Origin of the sequence: Palleronia marisminoris (genome assembly GCF_900172315.1) — a bacterium.
GTDB lineage: Bacteria > Pseudomonadota > Alphaproteobacteria > Rhodobacterales > Rhodobacteraceae > Palleronia > Palleronia marisminoris.
In genome coordinates this window covers 1-16,968 of the sequence record NZ_FWFV01000016.1, presented here as the reverse complement: position 1 = coordinate 16,968, position 16,968 = coordinate 1, and the positions used below count along the sequence as shown (strand labels likewise).

The 16,968-nt window shown below is 65.4% G+C and carries 14 protein-coding genes and 2 pseudogenes; 4 read left to right on the top strand and 12 right to left on the bottom strand.

The window, feature by feature from the left end; translation table 11 throughout:
- Nucleotides 1-459: 459 nt before the first annotated feature.
- The 4 genes and pseudogenes from PAM7066_RS17280 (at nucleotide 460) to PAM7066_RS17270 (ending at nucleotide 3,241) form a co-directional block, all read left to right on the top strand.
- The gene (locus PAM7066_RS17280) at nucleotides 460-825 is read left to right on the top strand and encodes a recombinase family protein (RefSeq protein WP_085855473.1); all 366 of its coding nucleotides are present in this window, start codon (nucleotides 460-462) and stop codon (nucleotides 823-825) included.
- Nucleotides 822-938, top strand: a pseudogene (locus PAM7066_RS19585) (hypothetical protein); the annotation flags it as partial. The gene PAM7066_RS17280 and the pseudogene PAM7066_RS19585, both read left to right, overlap by 4 nt.
- Nucleotides 939-952: 14 nt before the next feature.
- Nucleotides 953-2,674 carry a recombinase family protein gene (locus PAM7066_RS17275; protein ID WP_085855472.1) on the top strand — a complete coding sequence of 574 codons (1,722 nt, stop codon included), beginning with the start codon at nucleotides 953-955 and terminating at the stop codon, nucleotides 2,672-2,674.
- Nucleotides 2,675-2,800: 126 nt separating this feature from the next.
- Nucleotides 2,801-3,241, top strand: coding sequence for a hypothetical protein (locus PAM7066_RS17270; protein ID WP_085855471.1), 441 nt, complete (start codon nucleotides 2,801-2,803; stop codon nucleotides 3,239-3,241).
- A 13-nt stretch (nucleotides 3,242-3,254) separates the two neighbouring features.
- Here the strand turns inward: PAM7066_RS17270 and PAM7066_RS17265 are convergent, their stop codons facing one another.
- From PAM7066_RS17265 to PAM7066_RS19200, 12 genes and pseudogenes are all read right to left on the bottom strand, one after another.
- Entirely contained in the window at nucleotides 3,255-4,622 is a 1,368-nt protein-coding gene (locus PAM7066_RS17265) for an FAD-containing oxidoreductase (RefSeq protein ID WP_085855499.1), read from the bottom strand.
- Between the two features lie 165 nt (nucleotides 4,623-4,787).
- Entirely contained in the window at nucleotides 4,788-5,471 is a 684-nt protein-coding gene (locus PAM7066_RS17260) for an alpha/beta hydrolase (protein WP_085855470.1), read from the bottom strand.
- Entirely contained in the window at nucleotides 5,468-6,376 is a 909-nt protein-coding gene (locus tag PAM7066_RS17255; RefSeq protein WP_085855469.1) for a ring-cleaving dioxygenase, read from the bottom strand. Before PAM7066_RS17255 ends, PAM7066_RS17260 begins: the two co-directional genes overlap by 4 nt.
- Nucleotides 6,373-7,350: a pirin family protein gene (locus tag PAM7066_RS17250; protein ID WP_085855468.1), complete on the bottom strand. Its 978-nt coding sequence runs from the start codon at nucleotides 7,348-7,350 to the stop codon at nucleotides 6,373-6,375. The genes PAM7066_RS17255 and PAM7066_RS17250 overlap by 4 nt, the downstream gene beginning before the upstream one ends.
- Nucleotides 7,347-8,492, bottom strand: coding sequence for an MFS transporter (locus PAM7066_RS17245; RefSeq protein ID WP_085855467.1), 1,146 nt, complete (start codon nucleotides 8,490-8,492; stop codon nucleotides 7,347-7,349). The genes PAM7066_RS17250 and PAM7066_RS17245 overlap by 4 nt, the downstream gene beginning before the upstream one ends.
- Nucleotides 8,493-8,584: 92 nt before the next feature.
- A complete protein-coding gene (locus PAM7066_RS17240) occupies nucleotides 8,585-10,024 on the bottom strand; it encodes an aldehyde dehydrogenase family protein (RefSeq protein WP_085855466.1) in 1,440 nt (479 codons plus the stop codon).
- A gap of 276 nt (nucleotides 10,025-10,300) precedes the next feature.
- The gene (gene gcvPB / locus PAM7066_RS17235) at nucleotides 10,301-11,890 is read right to left on the bottom strand and encodes an aminomethyl-transferring glycine dehydrogenase subunit GcvPB (protein ID WP_085855465.1); all 1,590 of its coding nucleotides are present in this window, start codon (nucleotides 11,888-11,890) and stop codon (nucleotides 10,301-10,303) included.
- A complete protein-coding gene (gcvPA, locus tag PAM7066_RS17230; RefSeq protein WP_085855464.1) occupies nucleotides 11,887-13,290 on the bottom strand; it encodes an aminomethyl-transferring glycine dehydrogenase subunit GcvPA in 1,404 nt (467 codons plus the stop codon). The genes gcvPB and gcvPA overlap by 4 nt, the downstream gene beginning before the upstream one ends.
- Before the next feature lie 34 nt (nucleotides 13,291-13,324).
- Nucleotides 13,325-14,434: an ATP-NAD kinase family protein gene (locus tag PAM7066_RS17225; protein WP_217640000.1), complete on the bottom strand. Its 1,110-nt coding sequence runs from the start codon at nucleotides 14,432-14,434 to the stop codon at nucleotides 13,325-13,327.
- A gap of 143 nt (nucleotides 14,435-14,577) precedes the next feature.
- Complete coding sequence (locus PAM7066_RS17220; RefSeq protein ID WP_085855462.1) at nucleotides 14,578-15,651, bottom strand: zinc-dependent alcohol dehydrogenase family protein; 1,074 nt, start codon at nucleotides 15,649-15,651, stop codon at nucleotides 14,578-14,580.
- A 532-nt stretch (nucleotides 15,652-16,183) separates the two neighbouring features.
- Nucleotides 16,184-16,816 (bottom strand): annotated as a pseudogene (locus tag PAM7066_RS17215) (transposase family protein); the annotation flags it as partial.
- On the bottom strand, nucleotides 16,777-16,968 hold a 192-nt coding region (locus tag PAM7066_RS19200; protein WP_217808392.1), incomplete at its 5' end, for a hypothetical protein. The pseudogene PAM7066_RS17215 and the gene PAM7066_RS19200, both read right to left, overlap by 40 nt.

The window sequence follows — 16,968 nt, the reverse complement described above, 5'->3', positions numbered from 1 at the left end:
TCACGCATTCGAACAGGAGCCAACATGTCCGCTTGCCGTCGCCGAACGCGAAACTTCGTGCGCCGCCACCCGAGCCTGCTCGTGCGCGCTGCTCTCGTGCTGCTGCTGCCTGTGCACGCCGCCCTGCTGTTCCGCTGAGGCAGGCGCGCCCACGGGGGTCTCCCGCGGGCGCTATCGGCCACTCATGCGCGAAGGCTCGGGTAGGCGTCCGCCATGTCGGTTGCTTGATGCCCGAACAGGAAAGGACTCCGCCGATGCCGCTCGACAGACTGATCGACCTTCTCGCAGAAGCCGCGGTCCGCAAGCTCTCGCAGGAGCGGGAACAGCAGGAAGCGACGCCTGACGCGATAGGAGCAGTCTGGCGGCAATGGATGAACAAAAGCCGAAGAGTCGCCTGGCGCCTCAACGATTCGCTTACCCGATCCGACTACCCCTCACCCAACCCCGGAAGGAACTACGATGATTGCTGCCCTCTATCTCCGATCGGCTGTCAGTGACGATGACGCCATTGCCGAGCAGCACCGCGTCTGCGCGGCGCACGCAGTGGCCCAAGGCTGGCGCATCGGCGAGATATTCATCGACAATGGCGTGAGCGGTGTCCGCGACGACCGGCCGGGAATAGAAGCGCTCCGTGATTGCCTGCAAGAGGGACGTGCTTCGGTCGTTGTCGCCGAAGACGGTGCCCGCGTGTGCCGCGATGTGGTAATGCTCGGCGAGTTCTACGGCTTCTGCGACGCTCTTGGTGTGGAGGTATCGTACGCACGGTCGTCCGTCTCCTCGTTCGACCTGAAGCAGCTGCTCGAGATGCAAAGGCCGTCGGTATGACTTTGCGATCCTCTTCCGAGGCTCCCCGCCGTGTCGCGCTCTACGCGCGCTACTCGACCGACATGCAGAGCCCGATGTCGGTGGAGGATCAATTCCGCCTGGCCAAGCGGTATGCCGCGAGAGAAGGATGGATCATCGTCGAGCGGTTCTCCGATCGGCGATCAGCGGCACGGCGAGCCACGACCGGGCCGACTTCCTTCGGTTATCGGAGGCGCTCTCGTCGCAGACACGGGGGTTCGACGTCGTCCTCGCCGAGTCCCTCGACCGGATCTCACGCGATCCCGAGCACCTTGCGCGCTTCAACAAGCTCGCCACGCACGCCAAGGTCGATATCCACACCGTCGATCGCGGCAAGGCCGACACGATGTCGATCCACATGTCGTCGCTGCTGAGCAGCATGTTCCTCGAGAAGCTCTCCACCAATGTCCATCGCGGTATCGAGGGACAGGTTCTGCGTGGCCTGAACGGCGGCGGCCGCATCTACGGCTACAAGCCCGGCACCGACGACCGCGGCGCGCCGGTGAAGGGCGCCTTGGACATCGACGATGTCGAGGCTGCGGTGGTGCGCCGCGTCTTCCGCGAATACGCGGCGGGTCGCTTGCCGATCCGGATCGCCAGCGACCTGAACGATGACGGCTTCCCCTCCCCGTCCGTTGGGTCGAAGCGCAAGTCGTCGGGACACTGGAAGCAAAACACGATCAACGGCAATCGCGAACGCGGGACCGGCCTCCTGAACAACGAGCTCTATGTCGGACGGCGCATCTGGAACCGCCTCTGCTACCGCAAGGACCCGCTGACCGAGAAGAAGCGCTCGACGCTGAACCCCGAGAGCGCCTGGCAGGTCGTCGAGGTGCCGGAGCTGAGGATCGTTGACCAGGACCTCTGGAACGAGGTGAAGGCGCGGCAAGCCTCGCAAACGAAGCGTCGGGCAAAAGTCGAGACCACCGACCGCAACCGCCTGTCATCCGGGCAGGCGCTGCGCCGGCGCAAGTATCTGCTATCAGGGCTGCTTCACTGCGGCCTCTGCGGCAGCCGGATGACGGTCGCCGGGGCGGGCAAATACAAGACCTATTACTGTGCCGATGCCAAGGAGAAGGGCCCCAGCGTGTGCACGGGCTTCCGAGGCCTGCGCGACAGCGTCGCCCTGCCCCTGGTCCTGTCGGGCCTGCGCGAGGACCTGATGAAGCCCGAGGCCTACGAGACGTTCCGGAACCGGTTTCATAAGCGCCTGCGCGACAGCCAGGGCGCTGCCGAGGACAAGCTGCGCCTCCACGACGCGCGGGTGATGGAACTGGAGACCGGACGCCGCAACCTCATCATTCTGGCGAAGCAGGGGCTGGGGTCGCAGTCGCTCGTCGACGAACTGAACCAGATCGACGCGGATCTGGCACGTATGGCAGCAAGCCGCGGCGAGATCGTGCCGTCGGACGTCGAGTTGCCTGAAGGTCTGCCGGAGCTCTACCGGGAGATGGTGGGCAACCTGGCCGCGACACTCTCGGAAGAGGCCATGGCGGGTCGCGCGGCTGACGAGCTGCACGAACTTGTGGATCGGATTGTTGTGGATTGGGACGCCGAGGCCAACGCGCATCGGCTGACCATCGAGGACAACTTGCTGGCGATGCTACGCAAATCGGCGCCGAGCAAGCTCGACGCCGCATCTGGTTCGATTTTCGCGGAAGTTGGTTGCGGCAGCCCGCAACCGCCGTTGCCTACCTTGTCTCAAATGCGGTGTTTGAGTGCTCGAAGATGCAGCAAAGATGCCAACCGCTTCGTGCAGGTTGATCCTGACCTTCAGCATCGGCGCGGTACTTGGTCCAATCATCACCGGCTGGGCGATGAAGCGCGTTGATCCCTCTGCGTTCTGGCCTGTGCCGGAGCGATCTTCGCGTCGATCGCGCTCTACCGCATGACGCGGCGCGCAACGGTCCCGGCCGGGAGACGGACAGCATCTGGGGTGGTGCCCACAGTATCGCCAGTGGCGGTCGAGGCGACCGGCGTCTGGGCGGCCGAGCAAGCTGAGGCCGAGCGACAGCACGGTGAGATGAAACCGCGAGGACGAAACCCGACACTGACCTGCCACTGTTACCGCACCACCATGTGCCCGCGGAACTCCCAGAGCAAAATTAGATTGCCAGTCGAACAGAGGGTTGGCGTCATCACTTTCATCAAGAGTTTGTCTGCCGCCGGTTTTGCGGCCGTTGCCATCAGCTTCTATCCCGAACGCATGGCTTTCAGCCTGTTTGTGCCGCAGTTCACCATTGCCTTCTCAAGGTCGTCCACCATGGTTGGTGTGGCGTCGATGCTCCGCTTTGCGGGCTTCTCTCTCATGCGAAAGCTGATCGAACTCGCCAACGCGCTTGTCCAACAAGACCGCAAATGGACGCCGAAACCAGCTCGATCAAGACAGATACTCTAAGGGCAACGCGACATCAGATCAGGTCGCCGATTAGCGTCGGCAGGAGTTCGGAGACGGTGGGATGGATCGGCACCGCCCATGCCAGGCCTTCTGCCGGGACGCCGGCGGTCATCAGGTCGAGAACCCCGTGGATCGCCTCGTCGCCGCCGGGTCCGAGGATGGCGGCACCGAGGATTGTGCCGGTATCGGCATCGACGACCACTTTCATCAGCCCCTGTGTCTCGCCCTTCTCGACGGCGCGGCCAACGCGGGTCATCGGGCGGGAGGCGGTCCGCACCCTGTGCCCGGCGGCACGTGCCTGCGCCTCGGTCAGGCCAGCGCGGCCGAGCGGCGGGTCGATGTAGAGAGCGTAGCCCGGCACCCGGTCCGAGACCTTGCGGTCAGCCCCGTCGAGCAGGTTCGCCGCGACGATCTCGTGGTCGTTCCAGCTGGTATGCGTGAAGGCGCCCCGGCCGTTGCAATCGCCTAGCGCCCAGATGCCGGGCACCGCGGTCTCCAGCCGCTCGTTCACCGGGATGAACCCGCGCGTGTCGGCGGAAAGGCCGGCGGCGTCGAGGCCAAGATCGTCGGTGTTCGGCGTCCGGCCGACCGCAAGCAGCACGTCCGTCCCGTGCACCTCAGGCACACCCTCGTCGCAGCTCACGTGCACACAGACACCCTCTGAACTCGGGGCGAGCGCGATGCAGTCGGCGTCAAGGCGTACTGCGATGCCCTCGGCCTGGAGTATGCCCCGAATGGCCTGCGACACCTCCGGGTCCTCGCGCGGGATCAGGGCCGGTCCGCGCTCGACCACCGTCACGTCGGCGCCGAAGCGGCGGTACATCTGCGCGAATTCGAGGCCGATATAGCTGCCGCCGACGATCACCAGATGCTTCGGGACGCGGTCGAGCTCGAGGATCGTCGTACTGGTGAGGTACGGCATACCCTTGATGCCGGGCATGTCCGGTTGTGCGGGTCGAGCGCCGACGTTGAGGAAGATGCGCGGCGCGGTCAGCGTCTCGCCATCGACCTCGACCGTATCCGGCGCCGTAAGCCGTGCCTTTCCCCGGAGCAGCGTCAAGCTCTCCATCCCGCCCAGCCAGGCTTCGAGCCCGTCTCGCGAAGACGCAACGACGCTGCGCATCCGGGCGCGAACCCGGCCCATGTCGATCTGCGGCGGCGCGGTGTCGATGCCGAACTCCGCCCCGCGCCGGACCACATGCGCGGTGTGGGCAGAGGCGACGAGGGTCTTGGTCGGCGTGCAGCCGAAATTGACGCATGTGCCACCGATGCGCTGGCGCTCGATCAGCGCGACGGTCATGCCGGCCGCCGTCAGACGACCGGCAAGGGGCGGGCCGGCTTGGCCGGCGCCCACAATCACGGCGTCGAAGGACCCGGTCACGGTATCACCCTGCAATGGGTCCGGCGAAAATCGCCAAGGCGTCCCCGATCAGAGCGGCGGGCTGATAGCGCGCAACGCAGGCACCGCGTGCTGCTCCGGCTGCGATCCGGCCGGCAAGTAGGACTGTAACAAGGATCGTCATCGTTCAGCTCCTGTTTCGGAAAACTATTGCGTGCTCTGTTCTGAAACCAGCAACCTGCGCATGGCGGTCGCGTCCTCGGCTGTGACGGCGTGACCGGCACCGGGATGGATCACGACTTCGCAGGTGGTGCCGAGGCCCGAGAGCACGGCCTCACTTTCCCGCACCCGCGCCAGTGGGATATGCGGGTCGCGGGCGTGGCAACCGAGGTAGATGGGCATTCTGGCAAGATCGGCCATATAGTCGAAGCGTTTTGGGGAGTGGCCGTAGAGGGCTTTGGAGGGGCCGCCCTCGGCGTCGCCGGTACCGACGAGGCCGCCCGACAGTGCCCCCACGGCACCAAGACGTCGGCCAGAACGGGCGACGTATTCCAGCGCGAGGCAGGCTCCCTGACTGAAACCGAGGAGGCAGATCCGGTCCTCCGCATACCCTTCCTCGCGCGCAGCGGCGACGGCCCGTTCCACGGCGGCAAGCGCCGATCCGAGCCAGGGTTCGAGGGCGGCCATGGGGGCGAGGAAGCTCGTGGGCCACCAGGAGCGCCCGGCCGCCTCGGGCGCGAAAAACGCGGCCCCGGCCGGCACGAGGGCCGCGCCGAGGTCGAGAATGTCACCTGCCCCCGCCCCGCGGCCATGCAGCAGCACGAGCGCGCGTTCGGCCCGCGCCTCGCCGTGCCGGTGAATGCGGGCCGTGCCGTGCGGATCGCCGGTCATGCGGGCACCGACAGCAGCGGCAGCACATCCTCGATGCCGGCGCGATGCGGCTCGTAACGCTTCGGCAGCATCAGCTTGCGGCCAAGCGCGTGCTCCGGCTCGTCGATGGCGAAGCCCGGCGGATCGGTGGCGATCTCGAACAGCACGCCGCCCGGTTCCCGGAAGTAGATCGCCGTGAAATACTGCCTGTCGATGATCGGCGTCACGTCGAGCCCAGCCGTGCGCAGGCGGTCCTGCCAGCCACTCTGCTCCTCTGCGTCGCGTGCACGGAAAGCAATGTGGTGGATCGTTCCCGCGCCCGACCGCCCTAAGGGTGCGGCATCGTTGCGGACGAGGTCGATGACGCTGCCCTTGGCGCCGCCCGGCACCCGCAGACGCAGGCGCGAGAAGCCGGGGCGCGTCTCCTCACCAAGCTCCTCGTAGCCCATGATGCCGGTCAGAAGCCGAGCAGTGGGCTTCGGATCGGCGAGGCGGAGCGTGACCGAATGGAAGCCGCCGGGCGCCATGTCTGCGGTCTCGGCAATCTCGACAGGCAGCCCGTCGGGATCGGTCAACGTGATCACGCGCGCGCCGAACCGTTCTTCCGACCCGTCGAAGTCGATGGCGTCGAGCGCCAAGCGCTCCATCCAAGCGTCAACGCCTGCGGCGTCGGCGGCATAGGCCACGGCCGACGCCATGCCGTTGCCCGCCCGGCCGGGCCCGGCACCGACAAAGGGGAAGAAGGTCATGATCGACCCCGGCGTTCCGGTCCGGTCCCCGTAATAGAGATGATATGTACCGGGGTCGTCAAAGTTGACGGTCTTCTTCACCAGCCGCTGACCGAGCCTGCGCGTGTAGAAATCGAGATTGTCCTGCGGGCTGGAACAGATGGCGGTGACGTGGTGCAGTCCGGGAATGGCAGTCATGACTGATCCTCCGCGCCCATCTTGCGCCCGCCGGTCGCACGCCGCGGGCGCGTACCGTTGTCCGGCAGCGGGATGAACTCCGCCTCGTCGCCCGGCACTGTGTCGAAGCGGCCGCGGCGCCATTCCTCCTTTGCCTGCTCGATGCGCTCGGGGCGCGAGGAGACGAAGTTCCACCAGATGTAGCGCGGCCCCTCCATCGGCTCGCCGCCGAAGAGCATCAGGCGGGCGGAGCCCTCGGCCGCGATCACCGCCTCGGCGCGCGGCGCGAGGATCAGCAGGGTGCCCGGCTCATATGTCTTTCCATCGACCCCGACAGACCCTGCGAGAATGTAAAGCGCGCGCTCCTCGTGCGTGGCCTCCACCCGATAGCTCCCGCCCGCCGCCAGCGCGATATCGGCATAGAGCGTCTCCGAGGCCGTCACGAGCGGCGAGCGCGCGCCGTGGAGCGCGCCCGCTATCAGGCGGAGACTCAAGTCACCTTCCTCGATCACCGGCAGTTCCGCCTCGCCATGGTGAATGAAGGCCGCGTCGGACTCCTCCTCAGCGGCCGGCAGCGCCACCCAAGTCTGCAAGCCGAAGAGCCGCTGCCCGGTGCGCTTGAGCTCTGGCGCCGTGCGTTCCGAATGGACGATCCCGCGGCCTGCGCGCATCCAGTTGATTGCGCCTGGGCGGATCGCCTGCTCGGTTCCGAGACTGTCGCGGTGCAGGATCTCTCCTTCGAGCAGATAGGTCACCGTGGCGAGATTGATGTGCGGATGCGGCCGCACGTCGATGCCCTGATCGGTCAGGAATTCCGCCGGACCCATCTGGTCGAAGAAGATGAACGGGCCGACCATCTGGCGCGCGGTCGAGGGCAGGGCCCGGCGCACGGTCATCTCGCCGAGATCAACGGCGCGGGGCACGATCACGGTTTCGACGGCGTCCACGCTGGCGGCATCGCCGAGTGTCGGGTCGGGGCATGGACTCCAACTCATGTCTTGGTCTCCTTTCCAGATGGTATCGGGATGGCGCCCGGCTCGGGGGTCACCAGATGGTATATTTCGGGCGCGGTGCCCGCAGCCAGATGGCTCCGGATCCGATCCTGCAATGCCTTCTCGGCCACTGTGACCCGCGCATGGTGACGCAAATGCTGGGTCCAGGACGCCTCGGTCCAGGTCTCAACGAACCGCTCGAGGTCTGACGCGTCCTGCATCAGCGACCAGCCGAAGCCGCCATTGCGTCGCCGCGCCGCTGCTAGGTCCAGCATGCACGCGGTGAACCCGGATTGCTGCGCGGTCTCGACGCGATAGCCGATCTGGACCATGATCCGCCGGTCGCCCGCCTCTCGGGGCAGCGCCCAAGCGGGCTCGGCCCAGTGGTGCGCTGGCGAGAAATCGGGCAGCTCCCCCATCTCCAGCGCGGCTCGCAAAGTGAGCGGTATCGCAACGATCGCGCCGATGGCGGCGATGGCCAGCGCCACAGGCACGCCGGTCGCGGTCGCGACCTGCCCCCAGACCAGGCTTCCCACGGCCATCGTGCCGGCAAAGACCATCAGGAAAAGCGACAACCCGCGCGCGCGCACCCAGTCCGGCAGCGCCATTTGCGCCGCAACATGGAAGCTCGAAAGAACCGCGATCCAGGCAAAGCCTCCCAGCGCAGCTGCCGCGACCGCCAGCATGTTGCCCGGTGCAAGCGAGAAGAGCAGGAGCGTGGACGACATTGCCAGGGTCCCGGCGGCAACCATCCGGTCCGCGCCGAGCCGGCGCCGGAGTGTCGGGAGAACGAAAGCGCCTGCGACGGCACCCGCGCCCACCGCGCCGAGGAGCAGACCGTAGAGGCCCGCACCACCGCCAAGCACGCCCCGCACGATCAGTGGCAGCATGGCCCAGAAGCAGGAGGCAAAGAGGAAGAACGCAACAGCGCGCAGCAACGTGCGTTGGAGCGGCGGGCTCTGGCTCGCATAGCGCAAACCCGCGCCCATCGCCGCAACCAGTGTCTCGGGTGGCAGGCGTCCCTGGCGCGCGGGCTCGCCGGCCCAGAGCCAAAGCGCGGCGAGAATGCTTAGGAAGCTCAGCGTATTGACGAGGAACGGCGCGCAGAGGCCTAGTGCCACGATCAGCACTGCTCCACAGGTCACGCATGACCTGTGGCGTCTTCACATGCCCGATCGGATCGGCCAAAATGCCGTAGAAGCAAGTTTGCTTGGTGACTTCGGGACCGTGGGCAGCGTCAAGATGCGACATAGGCGGTCTTCATGATCGAGTAGAATTCCCTCGAGTAGGCGCCCTGCTCCCGCGCGCCGTAGCTGGATGCCTTCCGTCCTCCGAAGGCAACATGGTAATCTACGCCCGCCGTAGGTAGGTTGACCATCACCATTCCTGCCTGCGCATGGCGCCGGAAGTGGCTCGCATATTTCAAGCTCGTGGTGGCGATCCCAGCTGACAGGCCGAACTCTGTATCATTGGAGACCGCGAGCGCCTCGTCGTAATCCCGCACCCGGATCACTGCGGCAACGGGACCGAAGATCTCCTCGCGGGCGACTGCCATGCCGTTATTCACCTCGGTGAACAGCGCCGGTTCAAGGTAGAATCCGGCAGTTGGCTGTTCAAGTCTGCGACCACCGTGTTTCAGGGTCGCGCCTTCCCGACGGCCGATCTCGAGGTAGCGCTGGTCGATCTCCAGCTGCCCCTGATCGACCACCGGGCCGATCTGCGTGCCTTCCTTCAAGGCGTGCCCGACACGCAGGGAATCGATCTTGTCGATCAAAGCCGCGACGAATCTATCATGGATTCTTTCCGTCACAATCAGCCGCGAAGACGCGGTGCAGCGCTGACCGGTGGAGAAGAACGCCCCGTTTACAGCGGCCTCCACAGCAACCTCGAGATCCGCGTCGTCGAGAACTACGAACGGGTTCTTGCCGCCCATCTCCAGTTGAACCTTTTTCATCGGCGTCGCCGCAACGCAGCCGGCGGCGATCCGCCGTCCCGTCGCCACGGACCCGGTAAAGGAAATCGCTTCGATATCGGGGTGATCGATCATGGCTTGACCGATCCGGCTCCCCTGCCCCATGACCAGGTTCAGGACGCCCTTTGGCAGGCCGGCACGATTCAGGATGTCCACGAGGAGCCACGCTGAATGGGGCACGAGCTCCGCCGGCTTGAACACCACTGCGTTGCCCCAAGCGAGGGCAGGCGCGATCTTCCAGGCCGGTATCGCGATCGGGAAGTTCCAAGGAGTGATGAGGCCCACCACGCCGAGCGGCTCGCGGGTCATCCCGACTTCGACGCCCGGCCGGACCGAGGGCAAAAGCTCGCCCGATAGACGCAAAGCCTCGCCCGCAAAGAAACCCAAAAGCTGTCCGGCACGGACCACCTCACCGATACCCTCCGCGAGAGTCTTGCCTTCCTCCCGAGATAAGGCCCGGCCCAGTTCTTCCTTCCGGGCAAAGATCTCGTCCGCAGCCCGCCGTAAGATATCATGGCGCTCGCCCGGGAGGCTCGCCGCCCATCCCGGCAGCGCCCGGCGGGCGGCCGCGACCGCGTCGTCGACATCCTTGGGCTGCGCGCGGGCGAATTGCCCGATCACGTCGTCCGTGTCCGATGGATTAACGTTCTCGACCGCGTCCGCGCTCTGAACTTCCCTGCCATCGATGAAATTAGCGTAAATCATGCTCTGCTCTCCTTTCAGGTCATGTACAAGCCGGCGACGTCGGAGGTTCTTGACGCCGGGCGTGCTGGCGCTTGGCCCCTACTGAAACCGCAACCTCGCCAAGCTCTAGCCGCAGGGCGCCTTATCCTCACGGGATCCGCGCGATCATCTTGATCTCGAAGGCTGAGGCGAGATCCTGTCGTCGGAAGAAGTTTTTCGCTTCGGCCCCGGCGAGCAACCTCGTCGGGACCTCTTGTTCAGTTGAGCACGCGCCACGCCTGCACCATCTTCAGCGCGTCAGTCGACTACCGCGCGCATTTGGTCGGTCCCGCTCCGGGCTTGCCGTAGCCGCTTCTTCTGGAAGGCGCGCCAGGTCATCGCGCGGCTCTCGGGGTCGTCCGTCGCGCCTGGCTTCAGACGGTGAACCGCCTGGTTATGAGGCGACGTCTTGACGAGCTCCGGATTGGAATAGGCCTCCTCCGAGATCCGCCTGATCACGGCGATCCACTGGTCCAGCGCTTCCTTACCGTACGTCTCACCGGCTTCCGGCGTGAAGGGTTCGGGCACAAGCCAAGGTTCGTGGCTTTGCCACAGCGGGTCCATCCCGAAGTCGGACATCCGGTTCTGGACATCGTGGGTGTCGACCCCGGTCTCCTCCTTCAACGTCTGGAACGAGTACCGGGTCATCTCCATCCTCGGCGTCGTGGCCTCCGGGTGGGATCGGGTCACGCCCCGGATGGCGAGCAGTCCCTTCTCCATGTAATTATTGGCCAGGACTGAAATGTCGGAGGCCTGCGCGATGCCGTCGGCCCCCATCGCCCGGGTCCATGCGTAGGCCTTCAGGACTACCTGGACGTTGCCTAGGAACTCCCGGATCTTGCCAACGCTCTGAGGGCGGTCGGCGTCGAGGCGATAGCGGCCTTCATCACGCACCACCAGAGGCGACGGCAGGAACGGCACCAGTTCGGCCGAGCATCCGTAGGCGCCGGTCGCCGGTCCGCCCACACCGCTCTTGGGCGCGCCGAAGGTCTTGTGCAGCATGAACATGCAGGCGTCGAAGCCGATCTCTCGAGGGCGGAGTTTCGACATGGTGGCGTTGAAATTGGCGGCGTCGTAAAAGGCCAGACCGCCTGCTTCATGGACGATGCGGACCCATTCCTTCATCTCCGGATTATAGACGCCCATGTCATCAGGGTTGGTGACCATCAGGGCTGCGGTGCGGTTGGAGACCGCCGCCTTGAGCGCGTCGAGTGACGGGTAGCCGTTCTCGTCGAGCATCAGGGTGACGACCTTGAATCCGGCCGCTGCGGCGGTCGCTGGATTGCAGGGATGGCTCTGGATCGTCACGATGATCTCGTCGCGCTGTTCCAACTCGCCCTTCGAGGCGTGATAGGCGCGTGTCACCGCGCAGTTGGTGTAGGCTGCCTCGGACCCGCCTCCGGCCTGGAACACGAACTGGTCCATACCCGACAGCTCGCGCAGCATCAGATCCATCTCATGCACGATCTCGAGGGCGCCCTGCATGGTATCTTCGTGCTGCAGGGGGTGGAGTTCCGTGATCTCCGGGCGCCAGGCCATCTGCTCGTTGATCTGGGGATTGTACTTCATGGTGCAGGTGCCGAAGAGGCTTATGCCCATCATGCCCAGTGTCTGCTGGGAGAGGCGCAGGTAGTGATAAAGAACTTCGGGCTCCGTCATCTCGGGCAAGGCCGGTCTGTCCTGCCTGCGCAGTTTGGACGGGATCAAGGCCGACACGTCGCCGACCTGCTGCCGGATCTCCGGCTCCGCGGGCGCGAAGAGCACTCCGCGGCGACCGGGGTAGCCCATCTCCATGATGACAGGCTCGTTCCAGACGGGCGCCTGGTACTGCTTGAGTATGGCGTTCATTGTGAAATCACCTTCTGAAGGGCGCCGGCCAAGCGCTCGATGTCGGAATGAGTATGAACTTCTGAGACGCAGTAGAGTGCGCTCTGGCCCAGTTCCGGGAAGTCGGAGGAGAGGTCATGCCCGCCGAAGATGCCTTCGGCGCGCAGGGCGTCATTGATCTCGGAGACGCTCTTTCCGGCGTCGTCGAAATTGACGACGAATTCCTTGAAGAAGCCTGAGGGGAAAGTGATCGTGATCCCCTCGAGTTCGCCGAGGCGGCGCGCGGCGTGGTGGGCGCGTTGCACGATGATTTCACCGATCTCGGCGAAGCCCTGCGGCCCCATCATCGCCATGTAGGCCGTGGCGGCGACCGCCCACATGTAGACGGAGTGACCGATCCAGTCCTTGCCTTTTTCGCGCAGGGCGTAGGACGACTGGTGGAGAAGGGCGCGCCCGAACCCGTACTCGCCTGGCTTGATGGTCTCGGCGATGCTGATGAACAGCGTCGGATATTCTCCAGCGTAGCGAGGTTCGTCGCGCGTCGCGATGAAACCGCCGACCCCGCCGCCTGCATGGAGGTGGATGCCGAGGGGCTGGATGGTGCCGACGACAATGTCGGCCCCGTAGTCTGACGGCGCGGACAGCACGCCGAGAGAGATCGGATCGACCCCCACTATGGTCTCGGCGCCGGCCGCGCGGGCGATCGCGGCGATTTCGGCGGCTTGATGGTCGATCAGGCCGAGGTAGGACGGTACTTCGAAGTAGACAGCGGCCGTCTGCGCGCCGACCGTTGCCCGCAGCTGATCGAGATCAACCAGCCCAGTGGCGGGATCGTAGTTTATGAGGTGGACAACGATGTGATCTGCCATCTCCGGGGGTTCGCAATAGTTGCGGATGATCGAGAGGCGTTCGGGGTCGATCGCGCGTACGACAGCCACCTCATTGCGGCCGGTGAGCCGGGCCGCCATGCGCAAAGCGTGTCCGGCGGCGGTACCCCAACTACGTACGGGCATGCCGACCAGATCGAGGTTCAGTAACTCGCCAAGCTGGCTGCAGAACTCGAACCAAGACTGATAGAGGCCATGGTCGGAACTGGGCACGCCATAGATGGAGGTAAGCCATTCGTTGCGTCGGACGATTTCATCCACGGCCGCCGGAACGTGATGCTGCCAGATGCCGGCGCCAAGAAAGCTCAGATTGTCCTCGGTGGTGCTGTTTTTCGACAGCGTCTCGACCAAGTGTCGCCGAAGTTCATGTTCGCTCAGCGCCGGCGGCAGGTCGAGCGGGCGCGCGAGGCGATGGTCTGCTGGTATCTGGACGAACAGCTCCTCGATGTCGCGGACGCCGATGGAGTCCAGCATTTCCCGCTGGATGGCGGGCACCGAGTTGGCCATGTAGGGATGTGCGGTAGGCGGTTGCATTGATAGCTCCTTAGGTGTTTTGGAGGGAACGGGATCAGGCTACGACCCTGACGAGGGTTCTCCGGCCCGGGGCAGTCTCAACGTGGAAATGGCCCGAAAGCATTGCGTCGGTTTCGGCATCGCCGGTGTCGACCCGCAGAGGCGCGCCTGACAGAGCGATCAGCTTCTCGATGCTGGCGATTACGGTGATCCGCTCTCGTCCGGTCCGGCGAATGACTTCGGCGCTGATCTGCTGATTGCCTCGCCCGAACAGGCTGCCCTGTCCGCCGAGGACGCCGACGATGATGTGGGCCTCGTGACCCTTCATCTGCCGCAGCAGTTCACTTTCGCCGAGGTCGAGGCCAACGATCTCGCCGTCCAGCACAGCGTCGACCCCAAGCAAGGTGGACGGCAAGGCAAGGGCGTCCGAGACGCGGCGGGTGGTGGTGCCGGGCCCGAGGATGTAAAGGCGGCCCGGGCGCATCGCGGAGGCGACTTGGCGGGCGGTCGCGTCCAGCGCCGCGTCTTCGCCGGGGCCGCCCCCTGCCTTGGCGTTCTGTGCAAGGCGGCGCTCGTAAGGACTCCTAGCATAGCCGAACAGTCGGGCAGAGACGCGGTCAGTTCGGATGGCGTCTTCGTCGAGGTCCATGACCTCGGCGTCGCGCAGTCTTGTCGCAGGTTCATGGGCGAGGAACGACGCGGCGAGCAGGCCGGCGCTATTGGCGCTTGTCGCGAACACGGCCGAATGCATCTTCACGCCAGCAGGAACACCCAGCACCGGCACGCGATCGCCGACAGCGGCCAGTATGTCGCGCGCTGTGCCGTCGCCCCCCGCGAATAAGATGAGGTCGACCCCATGGTGCGCCATCGCGGCGGCCGCCGAGATCGTGTCGCTTCGGGTCGACGGAACTCCATGCGGCCGATGAATGACGCTGGGTAGAAATCCCGCATCGGAGGCGGCGTCCTCGCCCATTGCGCCGCCTGCGGCTACGACCCGCAGCGAGGGGACTATGGTCGACAGCCGCATCAGAGCCTCGACCGCCTTCTGCTGGGCGACAGGGAATGCGCCGCGACGCAGCGCCTCGCGCACGATGTCATCACCGTCTGTGCCCTTGAGACCGACCGGGCCGCCAAGCCCCGCCAGCGGGTTGACGATGAAGCCCATCACCGGGCCCTCGCCGGATCCCGCGGCCGTCCTCCCATGTTGAGCCGTCGTGTGCCTCGACCGTTGCAGGGTCCTGGTGACTGGACCGAGATCCTTCGGGACTAGGTTCCCGGGCCGGACGCGAAGAATTGCGAGTTCGGTGGTCATGTCGGTTCTCCGGAAGGGAGCGACGCGGGCGCGAGGCCCGGAGTAAGCGGCTGCGCTAGGCTGACGGTGAGCGGCGGCACGATGGTTGCCGCCTCGCCCGTGACGTCGACCACGACCTTGCCTCGCAGCCCGCGGCGCGAGCCCGTTTCTAGGACCTCGTGCCCTTCCGCCAGGCGCCCCAGGGGCAGGACGGCGCCGACTACCGGCCGCACGAGGCCGCGTTCGACGAGATTCGTCAGCGCGTCGAGCTTGCCGCGGTTCTGGCGGGTGAAGACGAAGTGGTAGGAGGCGTTACGCCCCCAGGCCTCGATGAGGTTCTGCGGCGCGAAGTTATCGACAATCGAAACGAGACGCCCCAGCGGGGCGAGCACGAACGGGCTCCTCGTCAGCGTGTCGCCGCCGACCGTGTAGAAGACGACGTTGACCCCGCGTCCGTCGGTGAGGCCGTTCACCGCATCGACGTAGTCGGTCGAGGTGTAGTCGATCACGTCGTCCGCGCCGAGCGAACGGACGAAATCATGGTTGTTGGCGCGTGCCGTGGTGATGACCCGCGCGCCGATGGCCTTAGCCACCTGGATCGCGATCGTCCCGACGCCGCCGGCACCGCCATGGATGAGGATCGTCTCGCCGACGCGCAGGCCGGCGCGGGTTACGAAGGCCTTCCAAACGGTCCCGCCCACGAGCGTCAGGCTCGCAGCCTCGACGTGCGACACGTTGCGTGGTTTGCGGCCGACGAGGAGGGCGTCGGTGACATGGACCTCGGCGTACGATCCGGCGCCGCCGAAGATCTTCGGGGTGTAGTAGACCTCGTCGCCGGGGGCGGATTCGGTGACGTCCGCACCGACGGCCTCCACGACACCAGAGACGTCGTGACCGATCACGGCCGGCAGCGGTACGTCATCAGCGTAGTCCCCGCGACGGATCTTGTAGTCGAGCGGGTTGATCGCCGTGGCATGCACACGAACGCGTACCTGCCGCGGGCCGAACGAAGGGACGGGAAGGGTCTGGATCTCGAACGCGTCAGGGCCGCCGAAGCGGGTCAGTACGGCGGCTCTCATGGTGTCGGGCATGCGGTGTTCCGTTCTTCGTATCGAGGTGCGTCGATAGGTTGAAGCCGAAATGGGCGGGAGATCCGTCTACGCTCCCTCTGGTCCTCCGAGACTCGCACCGCCGAGCATTGCAAGGCGGTCGCGATCGCGGCATAATCTCAATTTACCGAAACGCAGAAGCAATGCGGTGCGGGGGCTGCTGCGCAGTTGCCGAAATTGCGCCCGTTTCCGCCGCCAGGTGAGCCACGGCTGCTCGATCTCCAAAGTCCGCGCCTGGGCTGCACGATCGGCAACTGCGCAGCAGCTTCCGCGCCGCATGGTTTTCAGCGCTTGCTAGGCTGGTCGGGTCGAAACCGTCGAGCGCTTCGGCCGGGAAGGACCCCACCTGGAAAGGGCCGGCATAGCCCGAGGCGAAGACACCGCTCACGACAGGCGGAATGCTCCATCCTCTTGCGGAACTTGCGCAAGCTCAACCTGAGGGAATCCTGTCATGGCTCTGGTCACCACATCTGAGGGCACCGATCTCTTCTTTAGTCCGCCCTGAACAATCCGCTCAGGCGATGACCGCTCCCGTTGCGTGAATGCGATCCGGTTTGAACGCGCTGAGAATGGCGCCAATCAAGAGAGCCAAAAGGGGCCCTGAGGTGGGCGAGGATCTTGCGAATGTTGTGGCCGCGGGCGCAGAGGACGGCGAAGAGCGCGTCGCCGGTGGTGCTCTTGAGCGGACAGCGCGTCAGTCGCCCGTCGGTCTTCATATGGCCTATCTCCGGCTCAATCGCGCTGCGGCGACGCAGGAGCTTGGTCAGTGTCGGCGTCATACCCTTGCGAGTGCCGCTGATCAGCACCCGTGTCGTCTCGACGCCGTGCCCGCGATAGCCGCGGTCAACGACGGCGAGGTTGGGCCGGCGGTCCGTCAGCACCTCGATCTGCTCAATGACCTCGGCGAGGGTATGGCCGTCATAGGGATTTCCGGGCATTGCCCGCATGCCGACGATGAAGCCCTCGTCGATCGTGGCGGCGACACTACCTTGGCGCCGAACTCGTAGCGCACCCGCGCCTTGTTCTTGAAGATGCAGTCCACCTCCGGCTCGTGCAGGCTGAAGATCTTGCCTTTGTCCTTCGGCTGTTGCCGCAGCAGCCGTGAAGTCAGAACCAGTGTGTCGAGAACGCGCTCCCGTAGCGGGCCTGCGAGCTATGCGAGATTTTGGGTGATGGGGCCTGAGAAGGCGGCGTATCGTGGCGGGTGTCAAAGCCTGCCAGAACCTCCCGAAGGAGCGATACGCCTTGGAAGACGATATCACGATCACCCCGCTTCACCAGCCCGGATCTGTCATCGAT